Origin of the sequence: Nocardia sp. NPDC056541, assembly GCF_042794235.1 — a bacterium.
Lineage (GTDB): Bacteria > Actinomycetota > Actinomycetes > Mycobacteriales > Mycobacteriaceae > Nocardia.
The window spans coordinates 77,749-103,995 of record NZ_JBHTUD010000002.1 but is presented as its reverse complement, the minus strand read 5'-3'; the positions used below and the strand labels follow the sequence as shown (position 1 = coordinate 103,995).

Annotated in this window: 23 protein-coding genes and 1 pseudogene; 12 read left to right on the top strand and 12 right to left on the bottom strand. The window is 69.0% G+C overall.

Annotation, left to right across the window (positions count from 1 at the left end):
* Nucleotides 1-179: 179 nt before the first annotated feature.
* Nucleotides 180-1,343 carry a YihY/virulence factor BrkB family protein gene (locus ACFQ9R_RS03390; protein ID WP_378988618.1) on the top strand — a complete coding sequence of 388 codons (1,164 nt, stop codon included), beginning with the start codon at nucleotides 180-182 and terminating at the stop codon, nucleotides 1,341-1,343.
* Here ACFQ9R_RS03390 and ACFQ9R_RS03385 read toward each other — a convergent pair.
* Nucleotides 1,313-1,552: a DUF3039 domain-containing protein gene (locus ACFQ9R_RS03385; RefSeq protein ID WP_056815556.1), complete on the bottom strand. Its 240-nt coding sequence runs from the start codon at nucleotides 1,550-1,552 to the stop codon at nucleotides 1,313-1,315. The genes ACFQ9R_RS03390 and ACFQ9R_RS03385 overlap by 31 nt on opposite strands.
* Before the next feature lie 83 nt (nucleotides 1,553-1,635).
* Here ACFQ9R_RS03385 and ACFQ9R_RS03380 point away from each other — a divergent pair, with 83 nt between their 5' ends.
* On the top strand, nucleotides 1,636-2,052 hold the full coding sequence (locus ACFQ9R_RS03380; protein WP_378988616.1) for a DUF3099 domain-containing protein: 417 nt from the start codon (nucleotides 1,636-1,638) through the stop codon (nucleotides 2,050-2,052).
* A gap of 13 nt (nucleotides 2,053-2,065) precedes the next feature.
* Here ACFQ9R_RS03380 and ACFQ9R_RS03375 read toward each other — a convergent pair.
* Nucleotides 2,066-3,447 (bottom strand): annotated as a pseudogene (locus tag ACFQ9R_RS03375) (MFS transporter).
* A 222-nt stretch (nucleotides 3,448-3,669) separates the two neighbouring features.
* Here ACFQ9R_RS03375 and ACFQ9R_RS03370 point away from each other — a divergent pair.
* The 3 genes from ACFQ9R_RS03370 to ACFQ9R_RS03360 all read left to right on the top strand — a co-directional run bounded on the left by ACFQ9R_RS03370 (nucleotide 3,670) and on the right by ACFQ9R_RS03360 (nucleotide 7,248).
* Entirely contained in the window at nucleotides 3,670-4,407 is a 738-nt protein-coding gene (locus ACFQ9R_RS03370; protein ID WP_378988614.1) for a VOC family protein, read from the top strand.
* 203 nt (nucleotides 4,408-4,610) lie between these two features.
* Complete coding sequence (locus ACFQ9R_RS03365) at nucleotides 4,611-6,110, top strand: methyltransferase (protein ID WP_378988612.1); 1,500 nt, start codon at nucleotides 4,611-4,613, stop codon at nucleotides 6,108-6,110.
* 169 nt (nucleotides 6,111-6,279) lie between these two features.
* A complete protein-coding gene (locus tag ACFQ9R_RS03360) occupies nucleotides 6,280-7,248 on the top strand; it encodes a sigma-70 family RNA polymerase sigma factor (protein WP_378626663.1) in 969 nt (322 codons plus the stop codon).
* Between the two features lie 123 nt (nucleotides 7,249-7,371).
* On the opposite strand, the gene ACFQ9R_RS03355 is transcribed toward ACFQ9R_RS03360, so the two are convergent.
* Nucleotides 7,372-10,566, bottom strand: a complete 3,195-nt coding sequence (locus ACFQ9R_RS03355; RefSeq protein WP_378988610.1) for a GNAT family N-acetyltransferase — start codon at nucleotides 10,564-10,566, stop codon at nucleotides 7,372-7,374.
* The gene (locus ACFQ9R_RS03350; RefSeq protein ID WP_378988608.1) at nucleotides 10,559-11,800 is read right to left on the bottom strand and encodes an acetoin utilization protein AcuC; all 1,242 of its coding nucleotides are present in this window, start codon (nucleotides 11,798-11,800) and stop codon (nucleotides 10,559-10,561) included. Before ACFQ9R_RS03350 ends, ACFQ9R_RS03355 begins: the two co-directional genes overlap by 8 nt.
* Nucleotides 11,801-11,929: 129 nt before the next feature.
* Here ACFQ9R_RS03350 and ACFQ9R_RS03345 point away from each other — a divergent pair, with 129 nt between their 5' ends.
* Nucleotides 11,930-12,616: a metal-dependent transcriptional regulator gene (locus ACFQ9R_RS03345; RefSeq protein WP_378989121.1), complete on the top strand. Its 687-nt coding sequence runs from the start codon at nucleotides 11,930-11,932 to the stop codon at nucleotides 12,614-12,616.
* 3 nt (nucleotides 12,617-12,619) lie between these two features.
* Nucleotides 12,620-13,600 (top strand): UDP-glucose 4-epimerase GalE, encoded by a 981-nt coding sequence (gene galE / locus ACFQ9R_RS03340; RefSeq protein WP_378626657.1) that lies wholly within the window; start codon nucleotides 12,620-12,622, stop codon nucleotides 13,598-13,600.
* 10 nt (nucleotides 13,601-13,610) lie between these two features.
* Here galE and ACFQ9R_RS03335 read toward each other — a convergent pair whose 3' ends face one another.
* Both ACFQ9R_RS03335 and ACFQ9R_RS03330 read right to left on the bottom strand, forming a co-directional pair.
* Entirely contained in the window at nucleotides 13,611-14,777 is a 1,167-nt protein-coding gene (locus ACFQ9R_RS03335) for a DUF4192 domain-containing protein (RefSeq protein WP_378988606.1), read from the bottom strand.
* 146 nt (nucleotides 14,778-14,923) lie between these two features.
* The gene (locus ACFQ9R_RS03330; protein ID WP_378988604.1) at nucleotides 14,924-15,646 is read right to left on the bottom strand and encodes a sensor domain-containing protein; all 723 of its coding nucleotides are present in this window, start codon (nucleotides 15,644-15,646) and stop codon (nucleotides 14,924-14,926) included.
* A gap of 233 nt (nucleotides 15,647-15,879) precedes the next feature.
* Between ACFQ9R_RS03330 and ACFQ9R_RS03325 the strand changes: the two genes are divergently transcribed.
* The 5 genes from ACFQ9R_RS03325 to ACFQ9R_RS03305 all read left to right on the top strand — a co-directional run bounded on the left by ACFQ9R_RS03325 (nucleotide 15,880) and on the right by ACFQ9R_RS03305 (nucleotide 22,466).
* Nucleotides 15,880-16,824, top strand: coding sequence for a PAC2 family protein (locus ACFQ9R_RS03325; RefSeq protein WP_378988602.1), 945 nt, complete (start codon nucleotides 15,880-15,882; stop codon nucleotides 16,822-16,824).
* Nucleotides 16,825-16,850: 26 nt separating this feature from the next.
* A complete protein-coding gene (locus tag ACFQ9R_RS03320; protein WP_378988600.1) occupies nucleotides 16,851-19,349 on the top strand; it encodes a DEAD/DEAH box helicase in 2,499 nt (832 codons plus the stop codon).
* Between the two features lie 103 nt (nucleotides 19,350-19,452).
* Nucleotides 19,453-20,556 carry a type III PLP-dependent enzyme gene (locus tag ACFQ9R_RS03315; protein ID WP_378626650.1) on the top strand — a complete coding sequence of 368 codons (1,104 nt, stop codon included), beginning with the start codon at nucleotides 19,453-19,455 and terminating at the stop codon, nucleotides 20,554-20,556.
* An 8-nt stretch (nucleotides 20,557-20,564) separates the two neighbouring features.
* Nucleotides 20,565-21,770 carry an adenosylmethionine decarboxylase gene (gene speD / locus ACFQ9R_RS03310; protein ID WP_378988598.1) on the top strand — a complete coding sequence of 402 codons (1,206 nt, stop codon included), beginning with the start codon at nucleotides 20,565-20,567 and terminating at the stop codon, nucleotides 21,768-21,770.
* A gap of 135 nt (nucleotides 21,771-21,905) precedes the next feature.
* Nucleotides 21,906-22,466 carry a hypothetical protein gene (locus ACFQ9R_RS03305; RefSeq protein WP_378988596.1) on the top strand — a complete coding sequence of 187 codons (561 nt, stop codon included), beginning with the start codon at nucleotides 21,906-21,908 and terminating at the stop codon, nucleotides 22,464-22,466.
* A 67-nt stretch (nucleotides 22,467-22,533) separates the two neighbouring features.
* On the opposite strand, the gene ACFQ9R_RS03300 is transcribed toward ACFQ9R_RS03305, so the two are convergent.
* From ACFQ9R_RS03300 to ACFQ9R_RS03275, 6 genes are all read right to left on the bottom strand, one after another.
* Nucleotides 22,534-22,746: a 4-oxalocrotonate tautomerase family protein gene (locus ACFQ9R_RS03300; RefSeq protein ID WP_378988594.1), complete on the bottom strand. Its 213-nt coding sequence runs from the start codon at nucleotides 22,744-22,746 to the stop codon at nucleotides 22,534-22,536.
* Between the two features lie 96 nt (nucleotides 22,747-22,842).
* The gene (locus tag ACFQ9R_RS03295) at nucleotides 22,843-23,583 is read right to left on the bottom strand and encodes an SDR family NAD(P)-dependent oxidoreductase (RefSeq protein ID WP_378988592.1); all 741 of its coding nucleotides are present in this window, start codon (nucleotides 23,581-23,583) and stop codon (nucleotides 22,843-22,845) included.
* Nucleotides 23,584-23,661: 78 nt separating this feature from the next.
* Complete coding sequence (locus ACFQ9R_RS03290) at nucleotides 23,662-24,252, bottom strand: TetR family transcriptional regulator C-terminal domain-containing protein (protein ID WP_378988590.1); 591 nt, start codon at nucleotides 24,250-24,252, stop codon at nucleotides 23,662-23,664.
* 105 nt (nucleotides 24,253-24,357) lie between these two features.
* Nucleotides 24,358-24,960, bottom strand: coding sequence for an energy-coupling factor transporter transmembrane component T family protein (locus tag ACFQ9R_RS03285; protein ID WP_378988588.1), 603 nt, complete (start codon nucleotides 24,958-24,960; stop codon nucleotides 24,358-24,360).
* Nucleotides 24,957-25,637 carry an energy-coupling factor ABC transporter ATP-binding protein gene (locus ACFQ9R_RS03280; protein ID WP_378988586.1) on the bottom strand — a complete coding sequence of 227 codons (681 nt, stop codon included), beginning with the start codon at nucleotides 25,635-25,637 and terminating at the stop codon, nucleotides 24,957-24,959. Before ACFQ9R_RS03280 ends, ACFQ9R_RS03285 begins: the two co-directional genes overlap by 4 nt.
* A gap of 12 nt (nucleotides 25,638-25,649) precedes the next feature.
* Nucleotides 25,650-26,243 (bottom strand): biotin transporter BioY, encoded by a 594-nt coding sequence (locus ACFQ9R_RS03275; RefSeq protein ID WP_378988584.1) that lies wholly within the window; start codon nucleotides 26,241-26,243, stop codon nucleotides 25,650-25,652.
* Nucleotides 26,244-26,247 lie beyond the last annotated feature (4 nt).

Genomic DNA, 26,247 nt, shown 5'->3' with positions numbered 1-26,247 from the left:
CGTAGCGGCGCCACCCGACCCAGTCACGCAGTCGACCCTAGCCGCCCGATGCGGCGTGTCGCCAAACCGACGCGGGGTGGGCGACAGGCATCACAACCGCGCCCGTGGTCACCGGCCATTTACCTGTTACCCGCCGACACGATGCCCGGCCCGCACCACACAGACCCCCAACGTGCGGGATGCTTGACACCGAGATGAACAACGACCAGGTCCCGGCTGCCGACGCGGCACACCCGCCGCAGGCGCTCCCGCCCCGCGACTCGCCCGCGCGCCCTGCGGTCGGCGCGCGGGCCGCTCCGCAACGTCGCAGCGATCACGCGCCGTGGGTGCGATGGCTCGCTACGGCATGGCGACTGGTGGTCCGGGTCGCGGTCAAGTGCTGGGACAACTCGATTTTCGCCAAGTCCGCGGCGGCGGCGTTCTGGCAGACCCTGTCGCTGGCACCACTGCTGCTCGGCCTCCTCGGCAGCCTCGGCTATGTGGGCGGATTGTTCGGGCCCGACACCGTGCAGATCGTGGAGAGCAAGATCATCGCGTTCAGCCGCGAGTTCTTCAGCCCGTCGGTGGTCTCGGACCTGATCGAACCGACCGTCGACGACGTGCTCGGCCGAGGGCGCGGCGCGCTGGTGTCGGTGGGTTTCGTGCTGTCGCTGTGGGCCGGCTCCTCGGCGATGGCCACCTTCGTCGACGCCATCGTGGAGGCGCACGGACAGCAGGACGCCCGTCATCCGATCTGGCAGCGGATCTTCGCGCTGCTGCTCTACGTGCAGTTCCTGGTGGCCGCGGTGCTCATCCTGCCGGTGATCGCACTGGGTCCCACCAGGATCGGGCGGGTGCTGCCCGAAGCGTGGCGGGAGCCGGGATTGCGGCTGATCGACACGTTCTACTACCCGATCGTCGGGCTGCTGCTGATCGTCGGGCTGACCACGCTCTACAAGCTGGCCCTGCACAAATCACTGCCGTGGCATCGGCTGTTCGGCGGCGCGCTGGTGGCCGGGGTCTTCTTCATGGCGGCCAGCGACCTGCTGCGCCGGTACCTGTCGTGGATCACCGCCACCGGGGTGAGCTACGGCGCGCTGGCCACCCCGATCGCGTTCCTGCTGTTCACGTACTTCCTCGGCTTCGCGGTGATCCTGGGCGCGGAGTTCAACGCCGCCGTTCAGGAGTTCTGGCCTGCCCGGGCCACCCGGATCGAGCAGGTCAAGGAATGGATCACCAGCCAGGTGCGGGGTGACGACGACGATGACGATGAGCACGACGAAACCGCCGGGGCCTGCTCCGAGGCACCGGCGTCACCGACCGAGTCCTCGGCTCAGTCGCCGTCCTTGCGCAAGCCCTCGTAGACCTTCTTGCAGTCCGGGCACACGGGCGAGCCGGGCTTGGCCGAACGCGTCACCGGGAAAACCTCGCCACACAGGGCGACGACCATCGTGCCCATCACGGCACTTTCGGCGATCCGGTCCTTCTTCACGTAATGGAAGAATTTGGGGGTGTCGTCGCTGGTCGTCTCGTCGGTCGTGGTTTCCGGGCGTACCAGAGTGTCTGTACTCACGCCTTCCATGATGCCGCATCCCGGCCCCGGGCCGCTGACCAGCCGCGTGTGCGCTCGATGACGCCGAGTGGAAGACTCGGGGTATGCAGTCCTACGGCGATGTCCCAGGCGCCGACGAACCGAAGCCGGACCCGGAAGTGACGATCCCCCCCGAGCCCAAGTCCTCGCGTGGGTTCTTCCGGCCCGCCCCCGCCGAACACGCCGTGCTGATCACCGAGGCCGCGCCCTCGCTCGACGACCAGCATCGCGCCAGAGTGCGCCGCTACACGTTCATCATGGCCTTCCGGATCCCCTGCCTGATCCTGGCCGCGATCGCCTACAGCGCGTTCGAGAACCCGCTGCTCTCGATCCTGATCATCGCCGCCTCGGTGCCGCTGCCGTGGATCGCGGTGCTGATCGCCAACGACCGCCCGCCGCGGACCAAGGACGAACCCAGCCGCTGGGACGGCCGCACGAACCAGATCGCGCTGGAATCCGGACAGCACAAGACCCTGGAATAGCGGCTGGGTTCGGCTACTCGGCCGTTGCCGGTCTGCGGACCAGCATCGACATGACCGCGGCGATCCCGCAGAGCGCACCCGCCACGTACCAGGCGAGGTCGTAGAGCCCTGGACGTCGCGGATGAAGCCCGCGCCGGTGGCGGCCACGGCGGCGCCGACCTGGTGGGCGGCGAAGACCCAGCCGAACGCGATCGGGCCGTCCGCGCCGAAGAGTTCGCGGCACAGCAGCACGGTCGGCGGGACGGTCGCGATCCAGTCCAGGCCGTAGAACACGATGAACACCCACATGCTCGGCTCGGTGTGCGGCCCGAGCAGCGACGGCAGGATCAGTAGCGAGAGCCCGCGCAGCGAGTAGTAGCCGAGCAGCAGGTAGCGCGGATCCACGCGGTCCGAGAGCCAGCCCGAGGCGATGGTGCCTGCCACATCGAAGATCCCGACCAGGGCGAGCAGTCCGGCCGCGGTGGTCGGCGGCATGCCGTGGTCGTGGGCCGCGGTGACGAAATGGGTGCCGACCAGGCCGTTCGTCGAGGCCCCACAGATCGCGAAACCGCCCGCCAGCAGCCAGAATCCGGGTCGGCGCGCGGCCGAGGCGAGTACCTTCAACGCCCGGTTGGCACCGCCCACGATCGGGACTCGCGCGCCCGCGTCCGAATCGGTCGGCGCCCCGTACGCGCGGACACCGACGTCGCTGGGATAGTCGCGCACGAACAGCCAGACCAGCGGCACCACCGACAGCGCCACTGCCGCCACGATCAACGACGGCAGCCGCCAGCCGTGCTCGGTGGCCAGCATCGACACCAGCGGCAGGAACACCAGCTGACCGGTGGCGCCCGCCGCGGTGAGCACTCCGGTGACCAGGCCACGACTCCGGACGAACCAACGGCCGGTGATGGTCGCGACGAACGGCATGGACATCGACCCGACGCCGACACCCACCAGCAATCCCCAGGTCGCCACCAGCTGCCACGCCTGGGTCATGAACACCGTCAGCCCGCTGCCCGCGGCGATCAGCACCAGCGCCGAACACACCACCTTGCGGATGCCGAATCGATCCATCAGCGCGGCGGCGAACGGCGAGATCAGGCCGTAGAGCAGCATGTTCAGCGAGATGGCGGTGGAGATCGTGGCGTGTGACCACCCGAATTCGGTGTGCAGCGGCTCGATGAGGACGCTGGGGACCGAGCGGAAGGCGGCCGCGCCGAGGAGGGCGACGAAGCCGACGCCCGCCACGATCCACGCGGGATGGAGTCGACGACGTTCGTCGGTGACCGATGCCGGTGCGGAAGTGAGGTTGTCGGCCGGGTCGTCGCCGGTGGGCGGCGCGGGCGCACGTAAATCGGTCACTCGGCCAGCGTGCCGGATCGACGGCGGGCGAGCGAGTGGCCGGTGTGACATGTTTCGTCAATATCCTGCCATCGACGGGGTCGGTCGGGCGCGCGCGAGCGAAACGCGGCACGAAGGCCGTGACAGCGGAGCCCCGCGCGCTGAACCGACAAGGCTGTCGACAGCGGAGCGCGGGCCGCCTACCGTTCGGACAGGACCACCCGAGCTGCCCGACAGGACAACCGAATCCGGCCGACGGCTTCCGAGGTGCCCTCATAGCGGAAGGGAGACAGCATGATTCGCTGGACCTGGGCCTTTCTCGACCGACCCGTCGATACTTTCGCCGACTGCGCACGATTCTGGGCGAAGGTCACCGACTCCACCGTCTCGCCACCGCGCGGCGAACACGATGAGTTCATCACCCTGCTGCCCGCCACCGGGCCCGCGTGGATCAAGATGCAAGCCGTCCACGACGACGGCGGCATCCACCTGGATCTCGACGTCGACGATCTCCCCGCGGCGATCGCGACCGCGACCGGGCTCGGCGCCCACGTGGTCGCCGAGATGGATGACTACACCGTGCTGGAATCGCCTGCCGGACAGACGTTCTGTCTCATTCCGTCTACCGAGCCCGCCGGTCTCGGTCCGGCGCCGATCACGGTGTCGACCGCGCCCGACGGCACAGTGACCCGCCTCGACCAGATCTGCCTCGACCTGTCCCCCACCGACATCGACGCCGATACCGCCTTCTGGCAGACACTCACCGACTGGACCCACAAGCCCGGCCGCCGCCCGGAATTCTCGCGCCTGCGCGGCCCCGACCAGCCACTGCACTTTCTGCTCCAGCGCCTGGATGAGCCCGGCCCCACCGGCGCGCACGCCGACCTGGCCTCGTCGAACATCACCGCCACCGCGGCCTGGCACGAATCCCTCGGCGCCACCCGGGTCACCGACGCCGAACACTGGATCGTCCTGCGTGACCCCGGAAATGCCTTGTACTGCGTGACATCGCGGGACCCGTACACCGGCTGAACCACCTCAGAATGCGACCTGCCGCGAGCACAGCCGATGTGCCACTGCGACCCAGCGGCTTTCCATCCAGTCCGTGAGAGGAACTAGCTACCGCGGTATTCGGGCGAGTCCAGGGTCTGCGCACGCGACGACACGCAGTGGCAGCTGGTCGTTCTCGGTGCTCGTGGCCCTGGCAGAGTGGTCGGGTGCCTACGAACCCGACGATGACCGACTCCCCGCTCACCGCGCTGTGCCCGGACCTGCGCACCGCGCTGATCCGCGTCGGCTACGACGCCGACACCCTCGTCGAGGCGTTGGGTCCCGATGTGCATGCGGCACTGAGCCGTTCGGAGCCGGTGCCGGTGCGGCGGGCGGCGCGGGCGGCGGGCGACCTCGGCACGCTGGTGCGGTTGCTGCTGCTCGGAGACGTCCTGCCGGAGCGCGACGTCGCGACCGCACTGGCGCCGGTGCGCATCGACGCCGCGGTGGCGGCGGGTCTGCTCACGCGCGACGGTGACCAGGTGCGGGCCGCGCTGGATCTGCGGCCGCTCGATGCCGGCGCGGGTACCCGGTGGATCCTGTCCGATCTCGACGATTCGATGCGGCGGCGCACGCTCACCGAGGATCACGTCCTCGGCGTCGGGCACGCGTCGCTGTCGTTGCTGCGCGCCACCCCCACCGAACCCGTCGGCACCGTGCTGGATCTGGGCACCGGCTGCGGTGTGCAGGCCGTGCACGCGGCGGGTTACGCGGGTCGGGTCACCGCCACCGATGTCAACGCACGGGCCCTGTGGCTGGCGCAGGCCACGGCCGCGCTCAACGAACTCGATATCGAACTGCTCGAGGGGTCCTGGTTCGAGCCGGTGGCGGGGCGACGCTTCGACCAGGTCGTGGCCAATCCGCCGTTCGTGGTCGGTCCGGCCCGCATCGAGCACACCTATCGCGACTCCGGGCTCGCCCTGGACGGGGCCAGTGAACTGGTCATCGGGCAGGCGCCCGAGCTACTGGCCCCCGGCGGCACGGCGGCCATGCTCGCCGCCTGGGTGCACGTGGACGGCGAGGACTGGCGCCGGCGCGTGTCGAGCTGGTTGCCCGCGCACGGCGTCGACGCGTGGGTCGTGCAGCGCGACGTCGCCGATCCTGCCCTCTACGTCGGTACCTGGTTGCGCGACGCGGGCCTGGACCCGCGCGACCCGGCCGCCCAGGAACAGGCGGCGCGCTGGCTCGACGCCTTCGAGGCCGCCGATGTCGAAGGTGTCGGGTTCGGGTTCGTCTATCTGCGCGCGATCGACGGCCCCACCGAACTCCTCGCCGAGGACCTCACCCATGGTTTCGACGACCCGCTCGGCACCGAAGTGGCCGGGTACTTCGCGCGGTCGGCGTGGTTGCGCGCGGTGGCCTCCGACGAAAACCTCGCGTGGGCATCCCGTTTCGCGCCGAGCCCGGCGACCGCGCTGGAGCGGGTGTATCTGCCCGGCGAGTTCGGCTGGACCGAGCAGGTGGCCCGGCTTCATCGCGGCGACGGACCACGCTGGCAGCACGAGGTCGACGAGTCGACGGTCGCGCTGGTCGCGGGAATGCGGCCCGACGGGCTGCCGTTGTACGAACTGATCGAACTACTCGCCCTCGCCGACGGAGCAGAGCAGGTCACGCCGGAATTCGCCGCCCAGGCCCTCGGTGTGGTCGCCGGACTCGTCCGTCACGGACTGGTGCGGCCCGTCTGAGCCGCCCCGCGGTGGCAGCGAGTTCCGACCAGGACCCTCTTCTCAGGAACTTCTCAGCCGTTGGGGTGGGAACCAGCAGCTCAGAGCGGTTTATCGACCGCGGGATCGGGAACTTTCTCTAAGTCGGGTCCGTTGATCGGAGTGAGACACCACCGACAGGAGGCAAGTCATGACAAGCCCCGCCACCACTCGTTTGCGCCCCAGCGAGGCCGATATCGACGCCCAGAGCCCCGCAGCCGATCTGGTACGCGTGTACCTCAACGGAATCGGACGCACGGCACTGCTCACGGCGGCCGACGAGGTCGAATTGGCCAAGCGCATCGAGGCGGGCCTGTATGCCCAGAACCTGCTGTCAACCAGTAAGCGGTTGACGGCGGCTCGCAAGCGTGACCTGGCGATTCTGGTTCGCGAGGGCTCTGCCGCCCGCTCGCACCTGCTCGAGGCCAACCTGCGTCTGGTCGTATCGCTGGCCAAGCGCTACACGGGCCGCGGCATGCCGCTGCTGGACCTGATCCAGGAGGGCAACCTCGGACTGATCCGCGCGATGGAGAAGTTCGATTACGCCAAGGGCTTCAAGTTCTCCACCTACGCCACCTGGTGGATCCGTCAGGCCATCACCCGCGGCATGGCCGATCAGAGCCGCACCATCCGGCTGCCCGTGCACCTGGTCGAACAGGTGAACAAGCTCGCCAGGATCAAGCGGGAACTGCATCAGCAGCTGGGCCGCGAGGCCACCGACGCCGAACTCGCCAACGAGTCGGGCATCCCGGTGGAGAAGATCGCCGATCTGCTCGACCACAGCCGCGACCCGGTGAGCCTGGACATGCCCGTCGGCAACGACGAGGAGGCTCCCCTCGGCGACTTCATCGAGGACTCCGAGGCCACCTCCGCCGAGAGCGCCGTCATCGCCGGCCTGCTGCACCACGACGTGCGCAGCGTCCTGGCCACCCTCGACGAGCGCGAACAGCAGGTCATCCGCCTGCGCTTCGGTCTCGACGACGGCCAGCCGCGCACCCTGGACCAGATCGGCAAGCTCTTCGGCCTGTCCCGCGAGCGGGTCCGCCAGATCGAGCGCGAGGTCATGTCCAAGCTGCGCAAGGGCGACCGCGCCGACCGCTTGCGCGCCTACGCCAGCTGATCCGAAAACTCGACGGCCCCGCGGGGTCGTCTGCCGAAACGCCGACCGGCGACCGCGCACCCCTCCCCTCCGGGTCGCGAGCCGGTCGGCGTTGTTCGTTCCACCGGACCGATCGGCCATCGTTCAGGCCAGCCGACGGGGGCCGGTGTCGAAGCGGCTCGGTTCCGGGCCGATGCGTGCTCGGGCGTAGATGATCTCCGCCGAGGCCGAGGCGGCCAGGACGGGGTCGCAGGAGAGTTCGCGCATCTGGGGGATGTCGTCGAACAAGGCCGAGATGCGTTGAGCCAGCGCGGCCAGTGCGGCTTTGTCCACCCCCACTCTGCCCGGCCCGTCCGAGAGCAATGGCGCCGCGCGTGGTGCGTCGATGAGCGCGGTCGCTTCCTCCTCGGTCAGCGGTAGGGCGCGGTAGGCGCGGTCGCCGAGCAGGTCGATGATCATGCCGGACAGGCCGAATTGGATGACCGATCCGAACGAGGGGTCGTCGGTGACGCGCAGCACGCAGCCGACACCCTTGGTCGCCATCTTCTGCACGTGCAGCAGCGGATCGCCACAGATCTCCACCAGGTCGGTGTAGGCCTGCCGGACCGCCTCCGGTCCCCACAGATCCAGACGCACGCCGATCAGATCCGGTCGGCGCCGCCACAGCTCCCCCGTGGCCTTCGCCGCGACCGGATAACCGAGTTCCTCGGCCGCGGCGACCGCCTGTTCGGCATCACGCACAGCCCGGAACTCGACCACGTCGATGCCGTAGCACCCGAGTAGCCGCACCGCTTCCTCGTCGGTGAGCCACCGCCCGCCCGACTCGGCGAGCCAGCCCTCCACCAGCGCCGCCGCGGCCGCGGTGTCGATTCCTGGCGGGCGCACCACCGGCGAGATCGGCCGATCCCGCCAGCGCGCGTACCGATCCACCCTGGCCAGGGCTCGCGCGGCTCGCTCGGGATCCGGATAGGACGGGATGGACCCGCGGGCCGGCGCGCCCGCGGTGGTACGCACCGCCAACTGTCGCGGAATGCCCGATTCCGCGACGAACGTGGTGAGCACCGGCTTGCCCGGCGCCGCCGCGGCTGCCGCCCGCAAGGCGTCTCCGAAGCCTTCCATCGGCACCGGAACGGGCGGGGCGACCACGACGATCACCGCGTCGACCTCCTCGCTACGCAGCGCAGCCAGGACCGCTTCCCGGAAGTCGGCCGGTGTCGCCTCCGGGCCGAGATCCACCGGCCCGTCCACGATCGCACTGTCCACGCTCCGTGCGGCCGGGCCGAGGTCGCCCTCGGTGTGGCGGGTCGGCCCGGCGCTGTCCGCGGTCCGGTGAGCAGGCCCGGCACTGCCCACAGTCCGCTGGGACGACCCGGCGCTACCTCTGGTCCGGTCGGCCGGCCCTACGCCACCTCTCGTCCGATCGGGCGTCCCGGCGTTGTCCCCGGGCCGGTCGGCCGGTCCGCTGCCCCTGCTTCGGTCAGGCGTCCCGGCGTTGTCCCGGGGCCGGTCGGCCGGTCCGCTGCCCCTGCTTCGGTCCGGCGCCCCGGTGCTGTCCCCGGGCCGGTCGGTCGTCCCGGCATCGGCCGGGCCCCGGCTTCCCCGCCGGGCGCCGCGCAATCCCCACGCCGTCCGCCCGGCACGATCCGCGCCTCGCTCGGCGCGCTCGCCCGGCCGAGCGCTGCGTAGGTCCGGCTCCGGCGGCCGCGCGGCCTGCGCTCCGCGTTCGGTGGGCCGGGCTCCGGGACCTCGGTCGACCGCGATGACGGGCCGGTGCACCCGCAGCCCTTCGCTGCGGGCGGCGTCGATGGCCAGCCAGTTCAGCGCGGCGCTGTTACCGACCACCGCGACCCGGGGGCCCTTCGGTAGCGGCTGACAGGCCAGCAGCGCGGCACAGTCGAACAGTTCGGAGATGGAGTCGACCTGGATGATCCCGGCCTGACCGAAGAGATCGCGGACCACGATGCGGTCCATGTCGGCGCCGGCCGCGAGGCGGCCGCTGCTCACCGCGACGATCGGTTTGCCGCGGGCCACCCGGCGTGCCAACCGGGAGAACTTGCGTGGGTTACCGAAGCTCTCCAGATACAGCAGGATCACCTCGGTATCGGCGGCGGTGTCCCAGTACTGGAGCAGGTCGTTGCCCGAGACGTCGGCCCGGTTTCCCGCCGAGACGAACGTCGACAGACCGAGGTTGCGGGCCGCGGCCTCGCCGAGGATCGCCGCGCCGAGGGGGCCGGATTGGCAGAAGAAGCCGATTCGCCCGCGCTGGGGTAGCACCGGGGCCAAAGTCGCGTTGAGACCGACCGCGGGATCGGTGTTGGCGATGCCGAGCGCGCTGGGTCCGACCACACGCATCCCATGCCCGCGCGCCGCGGCGACCAGGTCGTGTTCGGCGGCCAGCCCGGCTGCCCCGGTCTCGCCGAAGCCGGCGGTCAACACGACAAGGCCCTTGACCCCCTTGGCCATGCAATCGTCGAGGACCGCCCCGATCGCGGCGGGTGGCACCGCCACCACCGCCAGGTCCACCTCGTCGGGGATCTCGCTCACCGCGGCGTAGGCGCGCACGCCACGGACCGAGCGCCGGTGCAGGTTCACCGGGAACACGGGTCCGCTGAAACCGCCTGCCAGCAGATTCGCGAATACCGCGCCGCCGACCCGGGTCTGTTCCGGTGACGCGCCGATCACCGCGACCGAACCGGGTGCGAGCAGATTGCCGACACTGCGTGCTTCCGAGGCCGCCTCCCGCGAATCCCGCACGGTGCGCAGCGCTTCGGTGGGGTCGATGGCGAATTCGAGGTGTACCTCGGAACCATCACGACTGCGCTGCAGTTGGTAGCCGGCCTCACGGAAGACCGTGATCATGGCCTCGTTCTCGGCCAGCACCTCGGCGACGAAGGCGATCACCTCGTTCTCGGCGGCGGCACCGGCGAGGTGTTCGAGCAACACCGAGCCGAGCCCACGCCCCTGGTGCTCGTCGGCGACCACGAACGCCACCTCGGCCGCGCGTGGGCCCGGCCGGGCGAGCAGTTCGTAGCGGGCCACGCCGATGATCGCCGTGCCGAGCACCGCGACGAGACCGACCCGATCGCGGTAGTCGACGTGGGTGGTGCGGTACATGTCCTTCGGCGAGATCTGCGGGTACGGACCGAAGTAGCGCAGATACCGGGTGCGATCGGACAGGCCGGTGTGAAAGGCCGCGAGCGCGTCGGCATCGGCGGGCACGATCGGGCGCACCCGGACCACGCCACCGTCGGCGGCGAGCACATCGCCGTACCAATGTTGAGGCGGGGCAGGCGGATTCGCGGGCGTGTCGGCGGTATCCGGTAGCAGTGGCTCAGTCACGAGGATCCTCCGGATCGAGCCCGAGCAGGCCGAAACTCGCCCGCCGGGTGGCCGTGATCGCGGTGTCGACCGCGCGCTGCGCGCGGATCTGGCCCGCGTCGCCGATCTCGGGTGTGCCGCCGGGACCGTCCCAGGCCCGATAGGCGGTGTCGCCGCCGTCACCCATGGTCGTCGGTGGTTGCACACGTGGCGCGGAGGCCCGCACGTGGTCGATCCAGTCGGCGGGCACCGGCGTTTCGGGGGCGAGCGGCCGGTCCAGTGCCGCGGCGAGCAGGTGGGTCCAGGCGCGCGGCACCACCCGCACCACGCCGTATCCGCCACCGCCGATGGCCAGCCACCGCCCTTCGGCGTGTTCGTCGGCGAGGTCGCGCATCGCGAGGAAGGCCGCGCGCTGACCGTCGACGGTGAGCTCCAGATCGGCCAGCGGATCTTCGCGGTGGGTGTCGACACCGCACTGGCTGATGATGATCTGCGGCCGGAACGCGGCGACCGCACCGGGCACCACCGCGTGAAATCCTCTCAGCCACTGCGCGTCCCGGGTGCCCGGCAGGAGTGGCAGATTGATCGAGGTACCTTCGGCCGCCCCGACCCCGGTCTCTTCGGGCCAGCCGGTATTGGGCCACAACGTCGCCGGATGCTGGTGTATCGACACCGTGAGCACCCGCGGATCGGCGTAGAACGCGCGTTGCACACCGTCGCCGTGGTGGACATCGACATCGAGGTAGGCGATGCGGTCGAAGCCGTGGTCGAGCAGCCATGAGATGGCGATCGCGGCGTCGTTGTAGACGCAGAACCCCGCCGCCGAATCCGGCATGGCGTGGTGCATTCCACCGCCGATGCTCACAGCCCGCCGGGTACGGCCCGCCGCGATCTCCCTGGCGGCGGCGAGAGTGCCGCCGACGATCACCGACGCCGCCTCGTGCATCCTCGGGAACACCGGATTATCGGCGGTTCCGAGCCCGTAGAGGACGTCCTCGGGCGTCGGCGGGCCCTGTCCGGCCCGGCGCACCGCCTCGATGTAGGAGCTGCTGTGGACCCGCATCAGATCGGCCTGGGTGGCCGCGTCGGGTGCCAACGGCTCGACACCATCGAGAAGACCTAGGCTTTCGGCCAGCGACATGGTGTATTGCAGGCGCGCCGGCTTCATCGGATGCTCCGGACTCCAGGTGTAGCCGAGGAATCGCTCGGTCCACACGACGGTCCCACTGGTTTCGCTGCGCGGCGACGTGACCATGGTCGCCACGCTAGCCGGAAGCAGCAGCCCCCGTGCGGCGTTGACATGCAGTAGAAATAGGGCCGCTGGTCCGACGGGCGGACCGGCGTTCGCGCGTGGGTAGAATTCGTGCTGACGAAGGGGTATCAGGTGAAGGATCTGGTCGACACCACGGAGATGTATCTCCGTACCATCTACGACCTCGAGGAAGAGGGCGTGGTGCCGTTGCGGGCACGCATCGCCGAACGCCTCGAGCAGAGTGGTCCGACGGTGAGCCAGACGGTCGCGCGGATGGAGCGCGACGGCCTGTTGCTCGTCGCGGGCGACCGCCATCTCGAGCTCACCGACAAGGGCCGTTCCATGGCCGTCTCGGTGATGCGCAAGCACCGGCTCGCCGAGCGGTTGCTGGTCGACATCATCGGTCTGGACTGGGAGAACGTCCACGCCGAGGCGTGTCGCTGGGAACACGTGATGAGCGAGGAGGTGGAGCGGCGCCTGATCGAGGTGCTCAACCACCCGACCACCTCGCCCTACGGCAACCCCATCCCGGGTCTGGACGAACTCGGCCTCGGCGACGTGTCCGCCGCCGAGGAGAAGCTGATCCGGCTCTCCGATCTGCCCAACGGCGCGCTGCACGCGGTGGTCGTGCGCAGGCTGGCCGAGCACATCCAGACCGACCCGGAGGTCATCGGGCGGTTGCGTGAGGCGGGCGTGGTGCCCGACGCACGCGTTACCGTGGAGACCAAGCCGGGTGCGGTGCTGATCACGGTGCCGGGCCACAACGGTTTCGAACTGTCCGAAGAGATGGCGCATGCCGTCCAGGTGAGGCTGGTCTGATTCGTGAAACTTCTTGTCACCGGCGGCGCCGGCTACGTGGGTGGCGGTTGCGCCGCCGTGCTGCTCGAAGAGGGCCACGAGGTGGTCGTGGTCGATGACCTCTCGACCGGTAACGCCGACGGTGTGCCGGCCGGTGCCCGGTTCGTCGACGGTGATATCGCTGTCGCCGCCCCCGATCTGCTGCGTGCCGAATCCTTCGACGGTGTTCTGCATTTCGCGGCGCAGTCGCTGGTCGGCGAGTCGGTGGAGCAGCCGGAGAAGTACTGGCACGGCAACGTCGTGAAAACGCTGACGCTGCTCGAGGCGATCCGTGAGACCGGAACCCCCCGCCTGGTGTTCTCCTCCACCGCCGCGGTGTACGGCGAGCCCGAGCAGGTCCCGATCACCGAGGCCTCGCCCACGCGCCCCACCAATCCCTACGGCGCCAGCAAGCTGGCCATCGATCACGCCATCACCTCCTACGCGGTGGCGCACGATCTGGCCGCGACCAGCCTGCGCTATTTCAACGTGGCGGGCGCCTATGCCGGGCTCGGCGAGAACCGGGTGGTGGAAACGCATCTGATCCCCCTCGTATTGCAGGTGGCACTGGGTCATCGCAAGGCCATTTCGGTGTACGGCACCGACTGGCCGACGCCGGACGGTACGTGCGTGCGTGACTACATCCACATCCGCGACCTGGCGCAGGCGCATCTGCTCGCGCTGTCGTCGTCGCAGCCGGGCACACACCGGATCTGCAACCTGGGTTCGGGCACGGGTTTCTCGGTGCGCGAAGTGATCTCGGCGTGCGAGCGGGTCACCGGTCTGCCGATCGAGACGATCGACGCGCCGCGCCGCGCGGGTGACCCGGCCGTATTGATCGCCTCCAGTGACCGAGCGGTCGCCGAACTGGGCTGGCGACCCGAGCACAACGACCTCGACGAGATCGTCTCCGACGCCTGGGATTTCCTGCGCTCCCTCGGCACGAAGGCCCACAGCGCTCGCTGACCTGCCTGCCTCACCGGGTGATCGGGCCGATGTCGACCCCGAGATCGGCGGCGATCTGGTGACCACACAGCGCGAGTCTGCGCAGCCGTTCGGGCCGCAGTCCGGTCTGTAGCGAGGTCTCCAGCAGCACCGCCATCGCGTGCTCGGCGTCGGCCTCGACGGCGGCGCCGATCGCGACGCCGGCGAACGGTCCGTCGCCGCGCAGGTAGGCACTGAAGCCGAGCAGCGACGCTGCTTCGGCGCGGTCGGTACCGGGTGTCGCCCTGGCCAACTGCGCCCACAGCCGCTCGGCGGCCTCGGCGTGATCGCCGACCGCGAGGCCGTACACGGCGTCGCGGATCGGCCGGTCGCGCAGGGTCGCGGCCAGTCGCGCGAGTTCGCGTGCGGCACGCGGTGCGCCGGACGCGGTGTCGGCGATCTGCCACAGCACCCATTCCAGTGCCCGCCGCTGGTAGGCCAGGGCGCTACCGGCGCGCGTCGCCGCCGCCAGCCCACCCCGGTAGCGCGCGTCCGCGGGCCCGAGCTGAGCGCGCACGCGCGCGCTCAGCAGCTCGTCGGGAACCATCAGCGCCGTCATCTCCTGACGCGAGCCACGAATCTGCTTGCCTTCCAGCACATGTGACACGGCCACGATCGAGGACGACGGATCGGCGACCAGGCCGGTCCCGACCAGGCCGAACACACTGCGGTAGCGTTCGCCCGCCGCGATCGCGGGAACCGACCAGGCGCCGCGGACCGCGATCCCGTCCTCGGCCAGTACATCGATCAATTCGGCCGCGCGCAGGACCTCCTCGCTCTCGAACTCGGCACGGTCCTCGACGAAGACGGCGAGCACCCCGGTCGCCTCTTCGCGCAGGCAGATCGATGCCAGGCAGGCGGTGAACTGGTCGAGCAGCCGGATGTCGGTGGCCACGTCGAGGTCGAAGCGCACCACCGCCTCGATCGCCTCGGCCGCACCGCCCGCCACCTCGTGCAGCACGGCGACGACGAGGGACCGTTCGGGGACGAAGCCGAGCATCGCGGGCAGGGCGGCGATCAGCTCACCGGGTTCGTCGACCCGCAGCGGTGGGCGCGGCAGCCCGCCGGGATAGCGGGGAGTGGATTCGGCGCAGCCGAGTGCGCGGGGAAACGGTCCGGAGCGCTTGACCCGGCGGGTGGGGTTCGTCGAAGGCGTCATGGCTCCACGGTGCCCGCCGGCTCCCCCACACCGGGTGCACCGACCTGGGCTTTCATCCGCCCTGTGTGTAGCGCCGAAGCTGTGGACCGATCCCGCTCCCGGCCATGCGCGGCGGGCGAACCTGTCACCGCCTGGTGGTAGGCGCTTCAGCTACCGCGTACGGCGGCGGCGGTGGTGGCGAACATCTCGTCCACTGCGGCCGTATCCGGTTGTCCCGCACCGAAGGTCATCGACGTCACCGTGATGCGCACGTCGCCGATCTGCCCGATCGAGGTCTGCATCGTCTGCGTCAGCCCCGCACCGCCGACTTCGGGAACCACGGTGCGCCGCAACGCTATCGCGTCGTCGGTGCCGGTCGGCGCGGTCCGGTCGAGCGCGGTCGTGACGGTGGACCCCGCACCCGCCCGCCGAACCTGGATCAGCCCGCACTCACCGAGTCGATCGCGCAGCGACGACACCGGTTCGGCGCTCCGCGACAACTCGACGGTCAGGGTGGCCCGGCTCGCGTCATCGGTCCCGACCGCCACCGCCGCGGGCTCCCCGCCGGGCTCTGCCTCGACCGGTGTGCATTTCGCCGGGCTGACGGTCGCGCCCGCCCCCACTCCGTCGAGATCGGCCGCGGCCGCCGTCGCAGCCTGCGCGGGCAGCACGACCGCCGGATACCGGGCCGGAAACTGCGACGGCGCGGGCAGCAGCTCGGCCAGCGAACCATCGATCTGCCGCACCGATACCGCGCTCTCGGCGACCGGTGTCCCGCTGACGCTCTGCGCACACCCGGTGAGCGCGAAGGACACGGCCACCAACCCCAGCCACCAGCGGCGCAGGCCCGGATCACCCGCGCGGACCGGTGTCGCCTGCGCCACGTTCACACCGTCCACTGTGCCCCACCGCCTCGATCGGCCCGGTCGCGCCACGCCGGGCGGGAGGCGCGGCACACCCCGGTCCTCCGCACCGGGCGGGAATGCGCGAGGTGTCCATGCTGTTGCCTAACAGGACGAGCCGTCCCCGGCCGTGTGTGATGGCACTGCTCGCGTGGGGGACAATGGAGATCCGCTTCCCCACCCCGCGAGCGATGGTGGACCGCGCAGGAAGGAGAAACGCGATGGATGACCAGTCGCATATGTACGAACTGGAGTTTCCGGCGCCGCAGTTGTCCTCGGACGACGGTGCGGGCCCCGTGCTGGTGCACGGTCTGGAAGGTTTCACCGACGCCGGGCACGCCGTGCGTCTGGCGACGACCCATCTGCGCGAGAGCCTCGAATCGGAGCTGGTCGCGTCGTTCGATGTCGACGAGTTGCTCGATTACCGGTCGCGCCGCCCGCTGATGACGTTCAAGACCGATCATTTCGCCGACTACGCGGAACCGGAACTGAACCTGTGGGCGTTGCGCGACACCGCGGGCACCCCGTTCCTGCTGCTCTCGGGCCTGGAACCGGACCTGCGCTGGGAGAAGTTCACCACTGCGGTGCGGCTGCTGGCCGAACAGCTCGGTGTGCGCCGCACGATCGGCCTGTCGGCGATTCCGATGGCGATCCCGCACACCCGTCCGCTCGGTGTCACCGCGCACTCCTCGGATCGTTCGCTGATCGGCGAGCACCAGCGCTGGCCGGGCGAGTTGCAGGTGCCGGGCAGCGCGTCGTCGCTGCTCGAGTACCGGATGGCGCAGCACGGCCACGAATCGCTCGGATTCTCGGTGCACGTGCCGCACTACCTGGCCCAGACCGATTACCCCGAGGCCGCGCAGACGCTGCTGGAGAACTTCGCCGACAACGCGGGCCTGGATCTGCCGCTCTCGGCGCTGGGTGAGGCGGCCGCGCGCGTGCGTGAGCAGGTCGCCGAGCACATCGCGGGCAACGAGGAGGTGGAGACGGTCGTCACAGCGCTGGAACGCCAGTACGACAGCTTCGTCACCGCCCAGGAACGCCAGTCCAGCCTGCTGGCCGCCGACGGTGAACTGCCCAGTGGCGAGGAGCTAGGGGCGGAGTTCGAGCGCTTCCTGGCCGAGCAGGGTGGTTACGACGACACCTCCGGCGAAGGTAAAGACTGACCCCCACACCCACTAGGGTGGTCGGAGTGGATCTGACCGACCTACTGGAAATTCCCGGGACCGACGCCGACGCGCTCTACGAGTCGTTCGCGGCGTGGGCTGCCGAGCAGGGCACAACCCTGTATCCAGCGCAGGACGAGGCGCTGATGGAGTTGGCGTCGGGGTCCAATGTCATCCTGGCGACGCCGACCGGCTCCGGAAAGTCTCTGGTAGCGGTCGGCGCGCACCTGTTCGCCATGGCCAACGGGCAGCGCAGCTACTACACCGCACCGATCAAGGCGCTGGTCAGCGAGAAGTTCTTCGCGCTGTGTGAGGTGTTCGGCGCGGAGAACGTGGGCATGGTGACCGGTGACGCGGCGGTCAACGCCGACGCCCCGATCATCTGCGCCACGGCGGAGATCCTGGCGAACCTGGCGTTACGCGAGGGCGCGGCAGCCGAGGTCGGGCAGATCGTGATGGACGAGTTCCATTTCTACGCCGACCCGGACCGCGGCTGGGCGTGGCAGGTGCCGATCATCGAACTCCCCCGCGCCCAATTCCTGCTGATGTCGGCGACATTGGGCGAAGTGGACTTCTTCGCCGCCGATCTCGAGGCGCGCACCGGCCGCTCCACCACGGTGGTCGCGGGCACCGAACGTCCTGTCCCACTGACGTTCTCGTATGTGCGCACCCCGATCACCGAGACTCTCGAAGAGCTGGTGACCACCCACCAGGCGCCGGTCTACGTCGTGCACTTCACCCAGGCCGCCGCGCTCGAACGCGCGCAGGCGCTGACGAGCGTGAACTTCGCCTCCCGTGCCGAGAAGGACGCGATCGCCGCCGCCATCGGCGAGTTCCGGTTCGCCTCGGGCTTCGGCAAGACGCTGTCGCGGCTGATCCGTCACGGCATCGGTGTGCACCACGCGGGGATGCTGCCCAAATATCGCCGCCTCGTGGAGAAGCTTGCTCAGGACGGGCTGCTGAAAGTGGTGTGCGGCACCGATACCCTCGGCGTCGGCATCAACGTCCCGATCCGTACCGTGTTGCTCACCGGTCTCACCAAGTACGACGGTGTGCGCACCCGCAGGCTCAAAGCGCGTGAGTTCCATCAGATCGCCGGGCGCGCGGGTCGTGCGGGCTACGACACGATGGGCACCGTGGTGGTGCAGGCTCCCGAGCACGAGGTCGAGAACACCCGCCTCATCGCCAAGGCGGGTGACGACCCGAAGAAGCAGCGAAAAGTGGTGCGGCGCAAGCCGCCGGAGGGTTTCGTCTCGTGGAGCGAGGAGACCTTCGACCGGCTGATCGCCGCCCCGCCCGAGCCGATGGTGTCGCGCTTCGCGGTGACCAACTCGATGTTGCTCAATGTGATCGCCCGCCCGGGCAACTGCTTCTACGCGATGCGTCATCTGCTCGAGGACAACCACGAGCCGCGTCCCGCGCAACGCAAGCACATCCTGCGAGCCCTGCGCCTGTACCGGTCACTGCGCGATGCCGGTGTGGTGCAACAACTGTCCGAGCCCGACGCGAAGGGCAGGATGGCGCGGCTCACCGTCGACCTGCAACGCGATTTCGCGCTGGACCAACCACTGTCACCGTTCGCGCTGGCCGCGTTCGACCTGCTCGATCGCGACAGTCCCACCTACACACTCGACGTCGTCTCGCTGATCGAGGCGACCCTCGAGGACCCGCGCCAGCTGCTGATGGCCCAGCAGCACAAGGCCCGTGGTGTCGCCGTCAACGAGATGAAGGCCGACGGTATCGAATACGAGGAGCGGATGGAGCTCCTGGAGGAAGTCACCTGGCCCAAACCCCTGGCCGAGCTGATCGATCCGATGTTCGAGACCTACCGAGCCGGCCACCCCTGGGTGTCGGAATTCGCGCCGTCACCGAAGTCGGTGGTGCGCGACATGATCGAACGTGCGATGACCTTCGCCGAACTGATCTCGCACTACGAACTGACCCGCTCCGAAGGCGTCGTGCTGCGCTACCTCGCCGACGCCTACCGCGCCTTGCGCCGCACCGTGCCCGACGCCGCCCGCACCGAGGATCTCGACGACCTCACCGAATGGCTCGGCGAGCTCATCCGCCAGGTCGACTCGAGCCTGCTCGACGAGTGGGAACAGCTCACCAACCCCGGCGCCGAGAACGACGCCCAGCAGATAGCGTTCGGCGCCGAAACGGTGCGCCCGATCACCGCCAACGAACGCGCCTTCCGGATCATGGTGCGCAACGCCATGTTCCGCCGGGTGGAGCTGGCGTCGCGACACCGCTGGTACGAACTCGACCAACTCGGCACCGGCCCCGAGTGGGCCGAGGACTTCGCCCCCTATTTCGACGAGTACGCCACGATCGGCACCGGCCCCGACGCGCGGGGTCCACAACTGTTCGGGATCGAGCAGCGGCCCGGTTTCTGGCATGTCCGCCAGGTGATCGACGACCCCGCGGGTGATCACGGCTGGGCGGTCACGGCGATCGTGGATCTCGAGGAATCCGACGCCGCGGGCGAGGTCGTGTTCGACGAGGTCACAGTCACGGCGGGATGAGTAATACCAGTTGCCTATGACGAATATGACGAATGTTTGACGGATTCGTTGTTGGGTAGGCGCCGCTGATAGTCTCTCCCGGCTGCCGACCGAAAGTTCACCTGTGCCCGAATCCCCGTACCTTGTCATCGACCCCGAGCGGGTACGTGCCAACTACCGAACCCTCGACGCCGCCGTCGCTGTCGGCACCCGGATCCGGTACGCGGTCAAGGCGGCGCCGGTGGCGGAACTGATCACCCTGCTCGACGACGAGGGCGCCGAATTCGACGTCGCCAGCATCGGCGAGATCGACCAGTGCCTCGACCTCGGTGTCGCGCCCGAGCGGCTCTGCTACGGCAACCCGATCAAGAAGAGCGCCCATATCGCGCGCGCCTTCGCCCTCGGGGTGCGCCGCTACGCCTTCGACACCGAGGACGACCTCGACCGCATCGCCGAGCACGCGCCCGGCTCCGAGGTCGAGTGCCGGTTCCTGTCCTCGGCCCCCGAATCACGGACCCCGTTCGGCACCAAGTTCGGGTGCGCGCCCGCCGAAGCCCTGCGGCTGCTGGTGCGCGCCCGGGATCTGGGTCTACGGGTCGGCGGCCCCTATTTCCATGTCGGCTCCCAGCAGCTCGACCCCGCCGCATGGCGGATCGGCATCGAGCAGGCGGGTGCGATCGTCACGGCGTTGGCGGACAAGGACATTCACGTCACGGCGGTCAATGTGGGCGGCGGTCTGCCGATCTCCTACGTCGACGCCGCCCCCGAACTCGACGCGATCGCGGCCGCCATCTCCGGTGCCGCCGCCGAGTTCCTGCCCGCGGCCATCGGCCTGATCGTGGAACCCGGCCGTGCGCTGGTGGGTAACGCGGGCACTGTGCACGCCGAGGTCGTCGGCGTGCGATTCGCGCCGGATGGCCGGCGCTGGGTGTATCTCGACATCGGCCGATACAACGGTATGGCCGAGACCGAGAACGAGTACATCGCTTACCGTTTCGTCACCGATCGCGACGGCGATCCGGTGTCGGAGGCGGTGGTCGCGGGTCCGACCTGCGACGGCGACGATGTACTGTATCAACGCACGAAGGTCCTTCTGCCGACCACGTTGCGAGCCGGTGACCGGATTCAGATCCTGCACACCGGCGCCTATACCGCGAGTTATTCGTCGGTGTCCTTCAATGGTTTTCCGCCCTTGACCGTTCATGTCTCGGGCGCTGAGCGAGAGTGAGTTTGCCCATGACGGCGGAATTCACCGGTTGGCACGTGCTGGCCGAGTTCGGTGGCGTCGACACAGCCCTGTGTGACGATCTCGAACGACTCGAATCGGCGTTGCGTGAGTCTCTGATCGCGGCGGGCGTCACCATCTGCGAAGTCGTTCACAAAAAGTTCGATCCGCAGGGGGTGACCGTCCTCGCGCTGTTGTCGGAGTCTCACGCCTCGATTCACACTTATCCGGAGTCCGGCGACATCTTCGTCGACGTCTTCACCTGCGGCAGCATCGGTGCGGGCGCGACGAAAGCCGTCGAGTTGCTCCGAGACAAGTTGTCCCCCACCACAGTTCGGATGCAGACGGTCCAGCGTGGCCACGGCGCCGAGAAGATCTACGAACCGGTGGGCGACGGCCTGACCCGGATCTGGGATCTGCACGAGGTGATCGTGGATACGAACACCCCGTTCCAGCACATGGTGATCGCGCGGACCGATCAGGGGATCTCCCTGTTCTCCGACGATGATCGCCAGTCCACCGAGTTCTCCCAGGTCACCTACCACGAGGCCATGATGGTCCCGGCGTTCGTGCTGGCGGAGAAGCTCGACCGGGTGCTGATCATCGGTTCCGGCGAGGGTGTGGCCTCGCAGATGTCGGTGGCGGCCGGGGCGACCCTGGTCGACCATGTCGACATCGATCAGCGCGAAGTGGAGCTGTGTGCCGAGCACCTGCCCTACGGCTACACCACCGACGAGCTCGCCGCCGCGGTGCGGCACGAGGGCCCGGTCCATGTGCACTACGCCGACGGCTGGGACTTCCTGGCGAACGCGCAGGCGGCGGGCACCCGCTACGACGTGATCGTCATCGATCTGCCCGACGAGCGTGTCGAGGACGCCCAGCACAACCGCCTCTACGAGTCGGAGTTCCTGTCCCGATGTAAGGCACTGCTCGCTCCCGGCGGCGTGCTGTCGGCGCAGGCCGGTTGCGCGACCATGTGGCGCAACGAGACGCTGAAGCGTTCGTGGGGTCGTTTCCACGAGCAGTTCGCCACCGTGGTCCCCTACGGCAGCGACGAGCACGAGTGGACCTTCCTGTTCGGCCTGAACGAGAAGATCGACGACCCGGTCCGCGGCATGCGCGACCGTCTCGCCCTGCTCCCCTACCGCGCCGAGACCATCGACGCGCGGGCTCTGGAGCGCGGCGCGGTCGAGCCGTACGCCCTGCGCGACCGGTAGGGAATCCGCCTCGACAACGGGCCGGGACGTGTGATGCGTCCCGGCCCGTTGTCATGGGTCCGGCGAAACCGCACCGGGGCGCGCCGCGGCTTGGCACCATGCGAGGACCGAGTTTCGACAGAATCGAGTCCGCCCATGAAGCCGACACCGTTGTCCGCGAACGGTCTGATGCCGGTCCACCGGCCATCTGACCGACGCCCGCGCCTCGATGCCCTGTCCACGGCGGGTATCGCCGCGTTCACGGAGCTGTTCACCGCGGCGCCGGAGACGACAGCATCAGATTTCGGCCGGCTGACCGGCGATCTGGTGATGCGATCTTTTCCCGCGACCGGCTCCCGGTTGCTCGGACCGCTGATGGACCGTCCCACCTACTTCTGGGTGGGCAAGTCCTTTCGTCACGTGGACGGCGGGATGGCATTCGGGCACAATATCTTCCGCCTGCTCGGCGGCATGCGGGCGCTCAACTTCGTGGCAACCGTCGGCGCATCCTCGGTCGATGGACGTGCGGCCGTGCGATTGGACTACGACGATCTCCGGGCCGGAAAGCCCGGTCCCGCCCACCGGATCTACGACGAGTTGCGCGAGATCGAGCCGGGTCTGTGGCTGGGACCCAGCTACTTCAAGCGCGGTGCGACACTGACGTCCATGGGCTGGTTCGCCCTGGATGCCTCGATCGAGTTCGACGGTCCACTGTGAGTCGGCCCCGCGCTCTCGCCCGGTGAGGGTACCGAGCCGGGGCACCGCCCGGCCCGGTACCGATGACTCACTCCGTGGCGGCTCGACGGGCGCGATACTCGGCGACGTTCACGCCACCGACGCCCCAATCCGTCAGCGGCACTTCATCGATCACGACGTAGGTGCTGTCGGGGGCCTTGCCGAGTACCTCGAAGAGCAGATCGGTGACGCCCTTGATGAGCTGCGACTTCTGTTCCGTGGTGACATTTTCGTCGGTGACCTTGATGTTCACGTACGGCATGAGCATGTCCTTTCGATGGGTGCAGCTCTCACAGGATGACCGGCGTTCGGGGCGCTGCGCACCCGAATCCGTTGTGTAGTAGGTCTTTTCGCCGACTCAGGCCGCTCGGCCGGAAATGAAGCCGCCGTCGACGGGCAGGATGTGGCCGGTGACGAACTCGGCGTCGGCGAGGTACATCACGGCCGCGGTGGTTTCGGTGACGTCGCCGAGACGGTCGAGGAGGGCGAACCCGCCGAAGACAGCCTCGTTACCGCTCGCCAGCAGCGGCGTGCGCACGAAGCCGGGGGCGACGGCGTTGACGCGAATACGGTCGACTGCCAGTTCGGCCGCCAAACTTGTGGTCAAGGCGTGGATCGCGCCCTTGCTGGCCAACGGCGCGGAGGCGGGGATATCGGCGATCGCGTGCGTGACGAGCACGGTGCCGATATTGACGATACTGCCGCCCGCACCCTGCTCACGAAGCCGCCGGACCACGGCCTGCGTGGTGAAGTAGGTGCCTTTCAGGTTGCCGTCGAGGTAGCCGGTCAACTCGTCGGCGGTGACCTCGGTGAACGGCTTCGCCGCGAACGTGCCCGCGTTGTTGACCAGCACATCCACCCCACCGAATCGCTCGACCGCGGCCGCGACCAGCGCCGAACCCGTTGCGGGCGAGCCGATATCGCCGACGACGACCGCCGTGCGCTCGGGCGCGCCCAACTCCTGGGCCACCGCCGCGAGCTTCGCGGCATCACGCCCGTTGAGCACGACATTGTCGCCGCGCTGAACGAAGGCACGAGCGATGTCGCGCCCGATCCCACTGGAGGATCCGGTCACGATGGCCGTTTTGATGGTGGACATGGTGTCTTCCCTTTCATTTGATACGACCGGTCGTCTTGGAATAGACATGCAGCAACCAGCCGGTCCGCCCGACCCTGATCAGGGCCGGAAGTAGTCGTCCAGCAGACGGTTCAGGCACTTGTGCAGCGGCTCGACGGTGCGCTGCAGCTTCATCCGGATCACGGCGCCCTCCCACGATTCGAGGAGCAGGTCGGCGAGGTCGACCGCGTCGATATCGCCGCGCACCGAGCCGTCGGCCTGCGCGGCGCGCAACGCGGCCGCGACACTGTCACGCCAGGCCACCCAGGCACTCGACAGTTCTTCCCGCAGCACGTCACTACCTTCGAGCTCGGCCGCGAGGTTCGCGAGCAGGCAGCCGCCGGTGAAGTCGGTGCGCACGAATTCGGCGGTCTGCCGCGCGAAGAAGACGCGCACGCCACCGAGGGGATCGGCGGTGGCGCCGAAGGCGTCGGCGAGGTTGCGCTGGATGCACAGTGAATGATGCTCGATCACCGCTCGAGCGAACGTCTCTTTGCTGTCGAAGTAGTTGTAGAACGAGCCTTTCGGCACCCCGACCTTGTCGAGCACCTGCTTGATGCCGGTGCCGTGATAGCCGTTGGACAGCAGATCGGCCGCGCCCTCCTCGATGAGAAGCGCTCTCGTGTCGTCGCTGCGCCGTGGTCGTGCCATGTGCAGAACTATACGACCGGTCGTCTAGGAATAGCAAGGTGCGCGTACGCGCGCTACGCGGAAGGCGGCTGGTGTCCTGTTCGCATCGCGCGGTCCACGCCGATCTCAGTCGTCGTCGACACCGCGTGCGGCGAGGGCTTCGCCCATCGCGTCGGCGGTGCGCAATGCCCGTACCAGCACGGGCGTGACCAGTGCGGTCGCCGACCACGACACCCCGCGGGCTCGCCGAGCCTCGCCGACATCGTGGACGATCTGCGCCAGCAACGGAACACACCGGATGGCCAGTGCCAGAAGCAGGCTCACCCGCTCCGGATTCACTCCGACGCGGCGCAGCGGGCCGAGCGCGCGGGTGAGCGCATCGAGCATGGCGCTCACCCGTGTGGTCACCGTGACCAGCGCCGCGAGGGCCACCGACACGAGCAACACCCCGCACACCACCACGGCCCGCGCCGGCGAGGTGGTGAGCAGCTGGAACACCCCGATGATCGCGGTCATCCACAGCACCGGGCGCACCTGGGCGAAGGCCACCCGCCAGGAGACGCGGGCGAGCGCGAACAGACAGGCCACCAGCGCCGCGGCGACCAGCACAGTGAGTGGACCGCGGACGAACACCGTCATCGCGAGGATCGAGACCAGCAACAGCGCCAGCTTCACCCCCGCCGGCATCCGGTGCAGTGGCGAGTCGCCGGGGCAGTACAGGCCGATCATTCGATCAGGTGCCGATACGCGTCGATCGCCGCCGGCGGTGCGCCGTCGAAAACGACGCAACCGTTGTCCAGCACCACGACTCGATCGAACCCGTCGAGCAGTCCGAGCTGGTGGGTCACCACGATCACCTGCTGGTCGAGGGAGTTCAGCGCCTGCGAGACCCGTCGGGCATTGCGTAGATCGAGCAGCGTGGTCGGTTCGTCGGCCACGATCACCTCGGGCTCGCGAATCAGTGCGGAACCGATGGCCAGCAGCTGTTTCTGTCCACCGGAGAGCAGGTGCGCCGGGTGGTCGGTGTGCGCGGCGAGGCCGAATCGGTCGAGCATCCGCTGTACCCGGGCGGCGATATCGCTCTTGCTCAGGCCGCTGCGGCGCAGCGAGAACGCGAGGTCCTCGGCAACTGTCGGCATCACGATCTGGGTATCGGGGTCGGTGAACACGAAGCCGACCTTGCGCCGCACCTGCGCGCCCTTGCGGGCGACGTCGAGCCCGTCGACGGTGACGGTGCCCGCGGTCGGCTTCAGCAGTCCGTTGAGCATGCGGGCCAGCGTCGATTTGCCCGAGCCGTTGGCGCCGATGAAGCCGACCCGGCGTTCGGTGATCCGCAGATTTATCTCACGCAGCACGGTCCGGTCACCGAAACGATGCCCCACCGCGTCGACGACGATCTCGCTCACGACGCGCGGCGATCAGCCACGGATCAGCCCGGGATACGCGCGATGCACGCCCTTGGCGACGACCGTGGCGATCACGACCTTGGCGAGGTCACCCGGGATGAACGCGAAGTTGGTCGACACCGCCGCCCACGAGCTGAGATCGGTGCGCACCAGCAGTCCCGCGGTGCCGAACAGGTAGATGATCACGATGCCGCCGAGTGCGTTGATCAGCAGACCGAACACGATCGGATACTTCGGCAGGATCATCGCGGTCAACAGACCGATGACCAGCGTCGCCGGAATCCAGCCGATCAGGTAACCCGCCGTCGGCGAGGCCAGGGCGGTGAGTCCGGTCCGGCCGCCGGACAGCAGCGGCAGCCCGATCATGGTCAGTGCGATGAACACCGCCACCGCGGCCGTGCCCTTACGCGCACCCAGGATCGCACCGGTGAGGATCACTCCGAGCGTCTGCAGCGTGATCGGTACCCCGCTGAACCCGACGGTGATCGCGCCGGGCAGGCCGAGCGCGGCGATCAGGGCGGCGAACACCGCGATCTGCGCCATGTCCCGTGCGGTGAAGGTGGCTGCCCACTTCGGGGATTTCTCGACTTCGGGCACGGCGGACATCCTT

Excerpts from the sequence above, each read along its gene's own strand:
- ACFQ9R_RS03390 (WP_378988618.1), top strand. The coding sequence starts at position 180 with ATGCTTGACACCGAGATGAACAACGACCAGGTCCCGGCTGCCGACGCG.
- ACFQ9R_RS03380 (WP_378988616.1), top strand. The coding sequence starts at position 1,636 with ATGCAGTCCTACGGCGATGTCCCAGGCGCCGACGAACCGAAGCCGGAC.
- ACFQ9R_RS03370 (WP_378988614.1), top strand. The coding sequence starts at position 3,670 with ATGATTCGCTGGACCTGGGCCTTTCTCGACCGACCCGTCGATACTTTC.
- ACFQ9R_RS03365 (WP_378988612.1), top strand. The coding sequence starts at position 4,611 with ATGACCGACTCCCCGCTCACCGCGCTGTGCCCGGACCTGCGCACCGCG.
- ACFQ9R_RS03360 (WP_378626663.1), top strand. The coding sequence starts at position 6,280 with ATGACAAGCCCCGCCACCACTCGTTTGCGCCCCAGCGAGGCCGATATC.
- ACFQ9R_RS03350 (WP_378988608.1), bottom strand. The coding sequence starts at position 11,800 with ATGGTCACGTCGCCGCGCAGCGAAACCAGTGGGACCGTCGTGTGGACC.
- ACFQ9R_RS03335 (WP_378988606.1), bottom strand. The coding sequence starts at position 14,777 with ATGACGCCTTCGACGAACCCCACCCGCCGGGTCAAGCGCTCCGGACCG.
- ACFQ9R_RS03325 (WP_378988602.1), top strand. The coding sequence starts at position 15,880 with ATGGATGACCAGTCGCATATGTACGAACTGGAGTTTCCGGCGCCGCAG.
- speD (WP_378988598.1), top strand. The coding sequence starts at position 20,565 with ATGACGGCGGAATTCACCGGTTGGCACGTGCTGGCCGAGTTCGGTGGC.
- ACFQ9R_RS03305 (WP_378988596.1), top strand. The coding sequence starts at position 21,906 with ATGAAGCCGACACCGTTGTCCGCGAACGGTCTGATGCCGGTCCACCGG.
- ACFQ9R_RS03300 (WP_378988594.1), bottom strand. The coding sequence starts at position 22,746 with ATGCCGTACGTGAACATCAAGGTCACCGACGAAAATGTCACCACGGAA.
- ACFQ9R_RS03295 (WP_378988592.1), bottom strand. The coding sequence starts at position 23,583 with ATGTCCACCATCAAAACGGCCATCGTGACCGGATCCTCCAGTGGGATC.
- ACFQ9R_RS03290 (WP_378988590.1), bottom strand. The coding sequence starts at position 24,252 with ATGGCACGACCACGGCGCAGCGACGACACGAGAGCGCTTCTCATCGAG.
- ACFQ9R_RS03285 (WP_378988588.1), bottom strand. The coding sequence starts at position 24,960 with ATGATCGGCCTGTACTGCCCCGGCGACTCGCCACTGCACCGGATGCCG.
- ACFQ9R_RS03275 (WP_378988584.1), bottom strand. The coding sequence starts at position 26,243 with ATGTCCGCCGTGCCCGAAGTCGAGAAATCCCCGAAGTGGGCAGCCACC.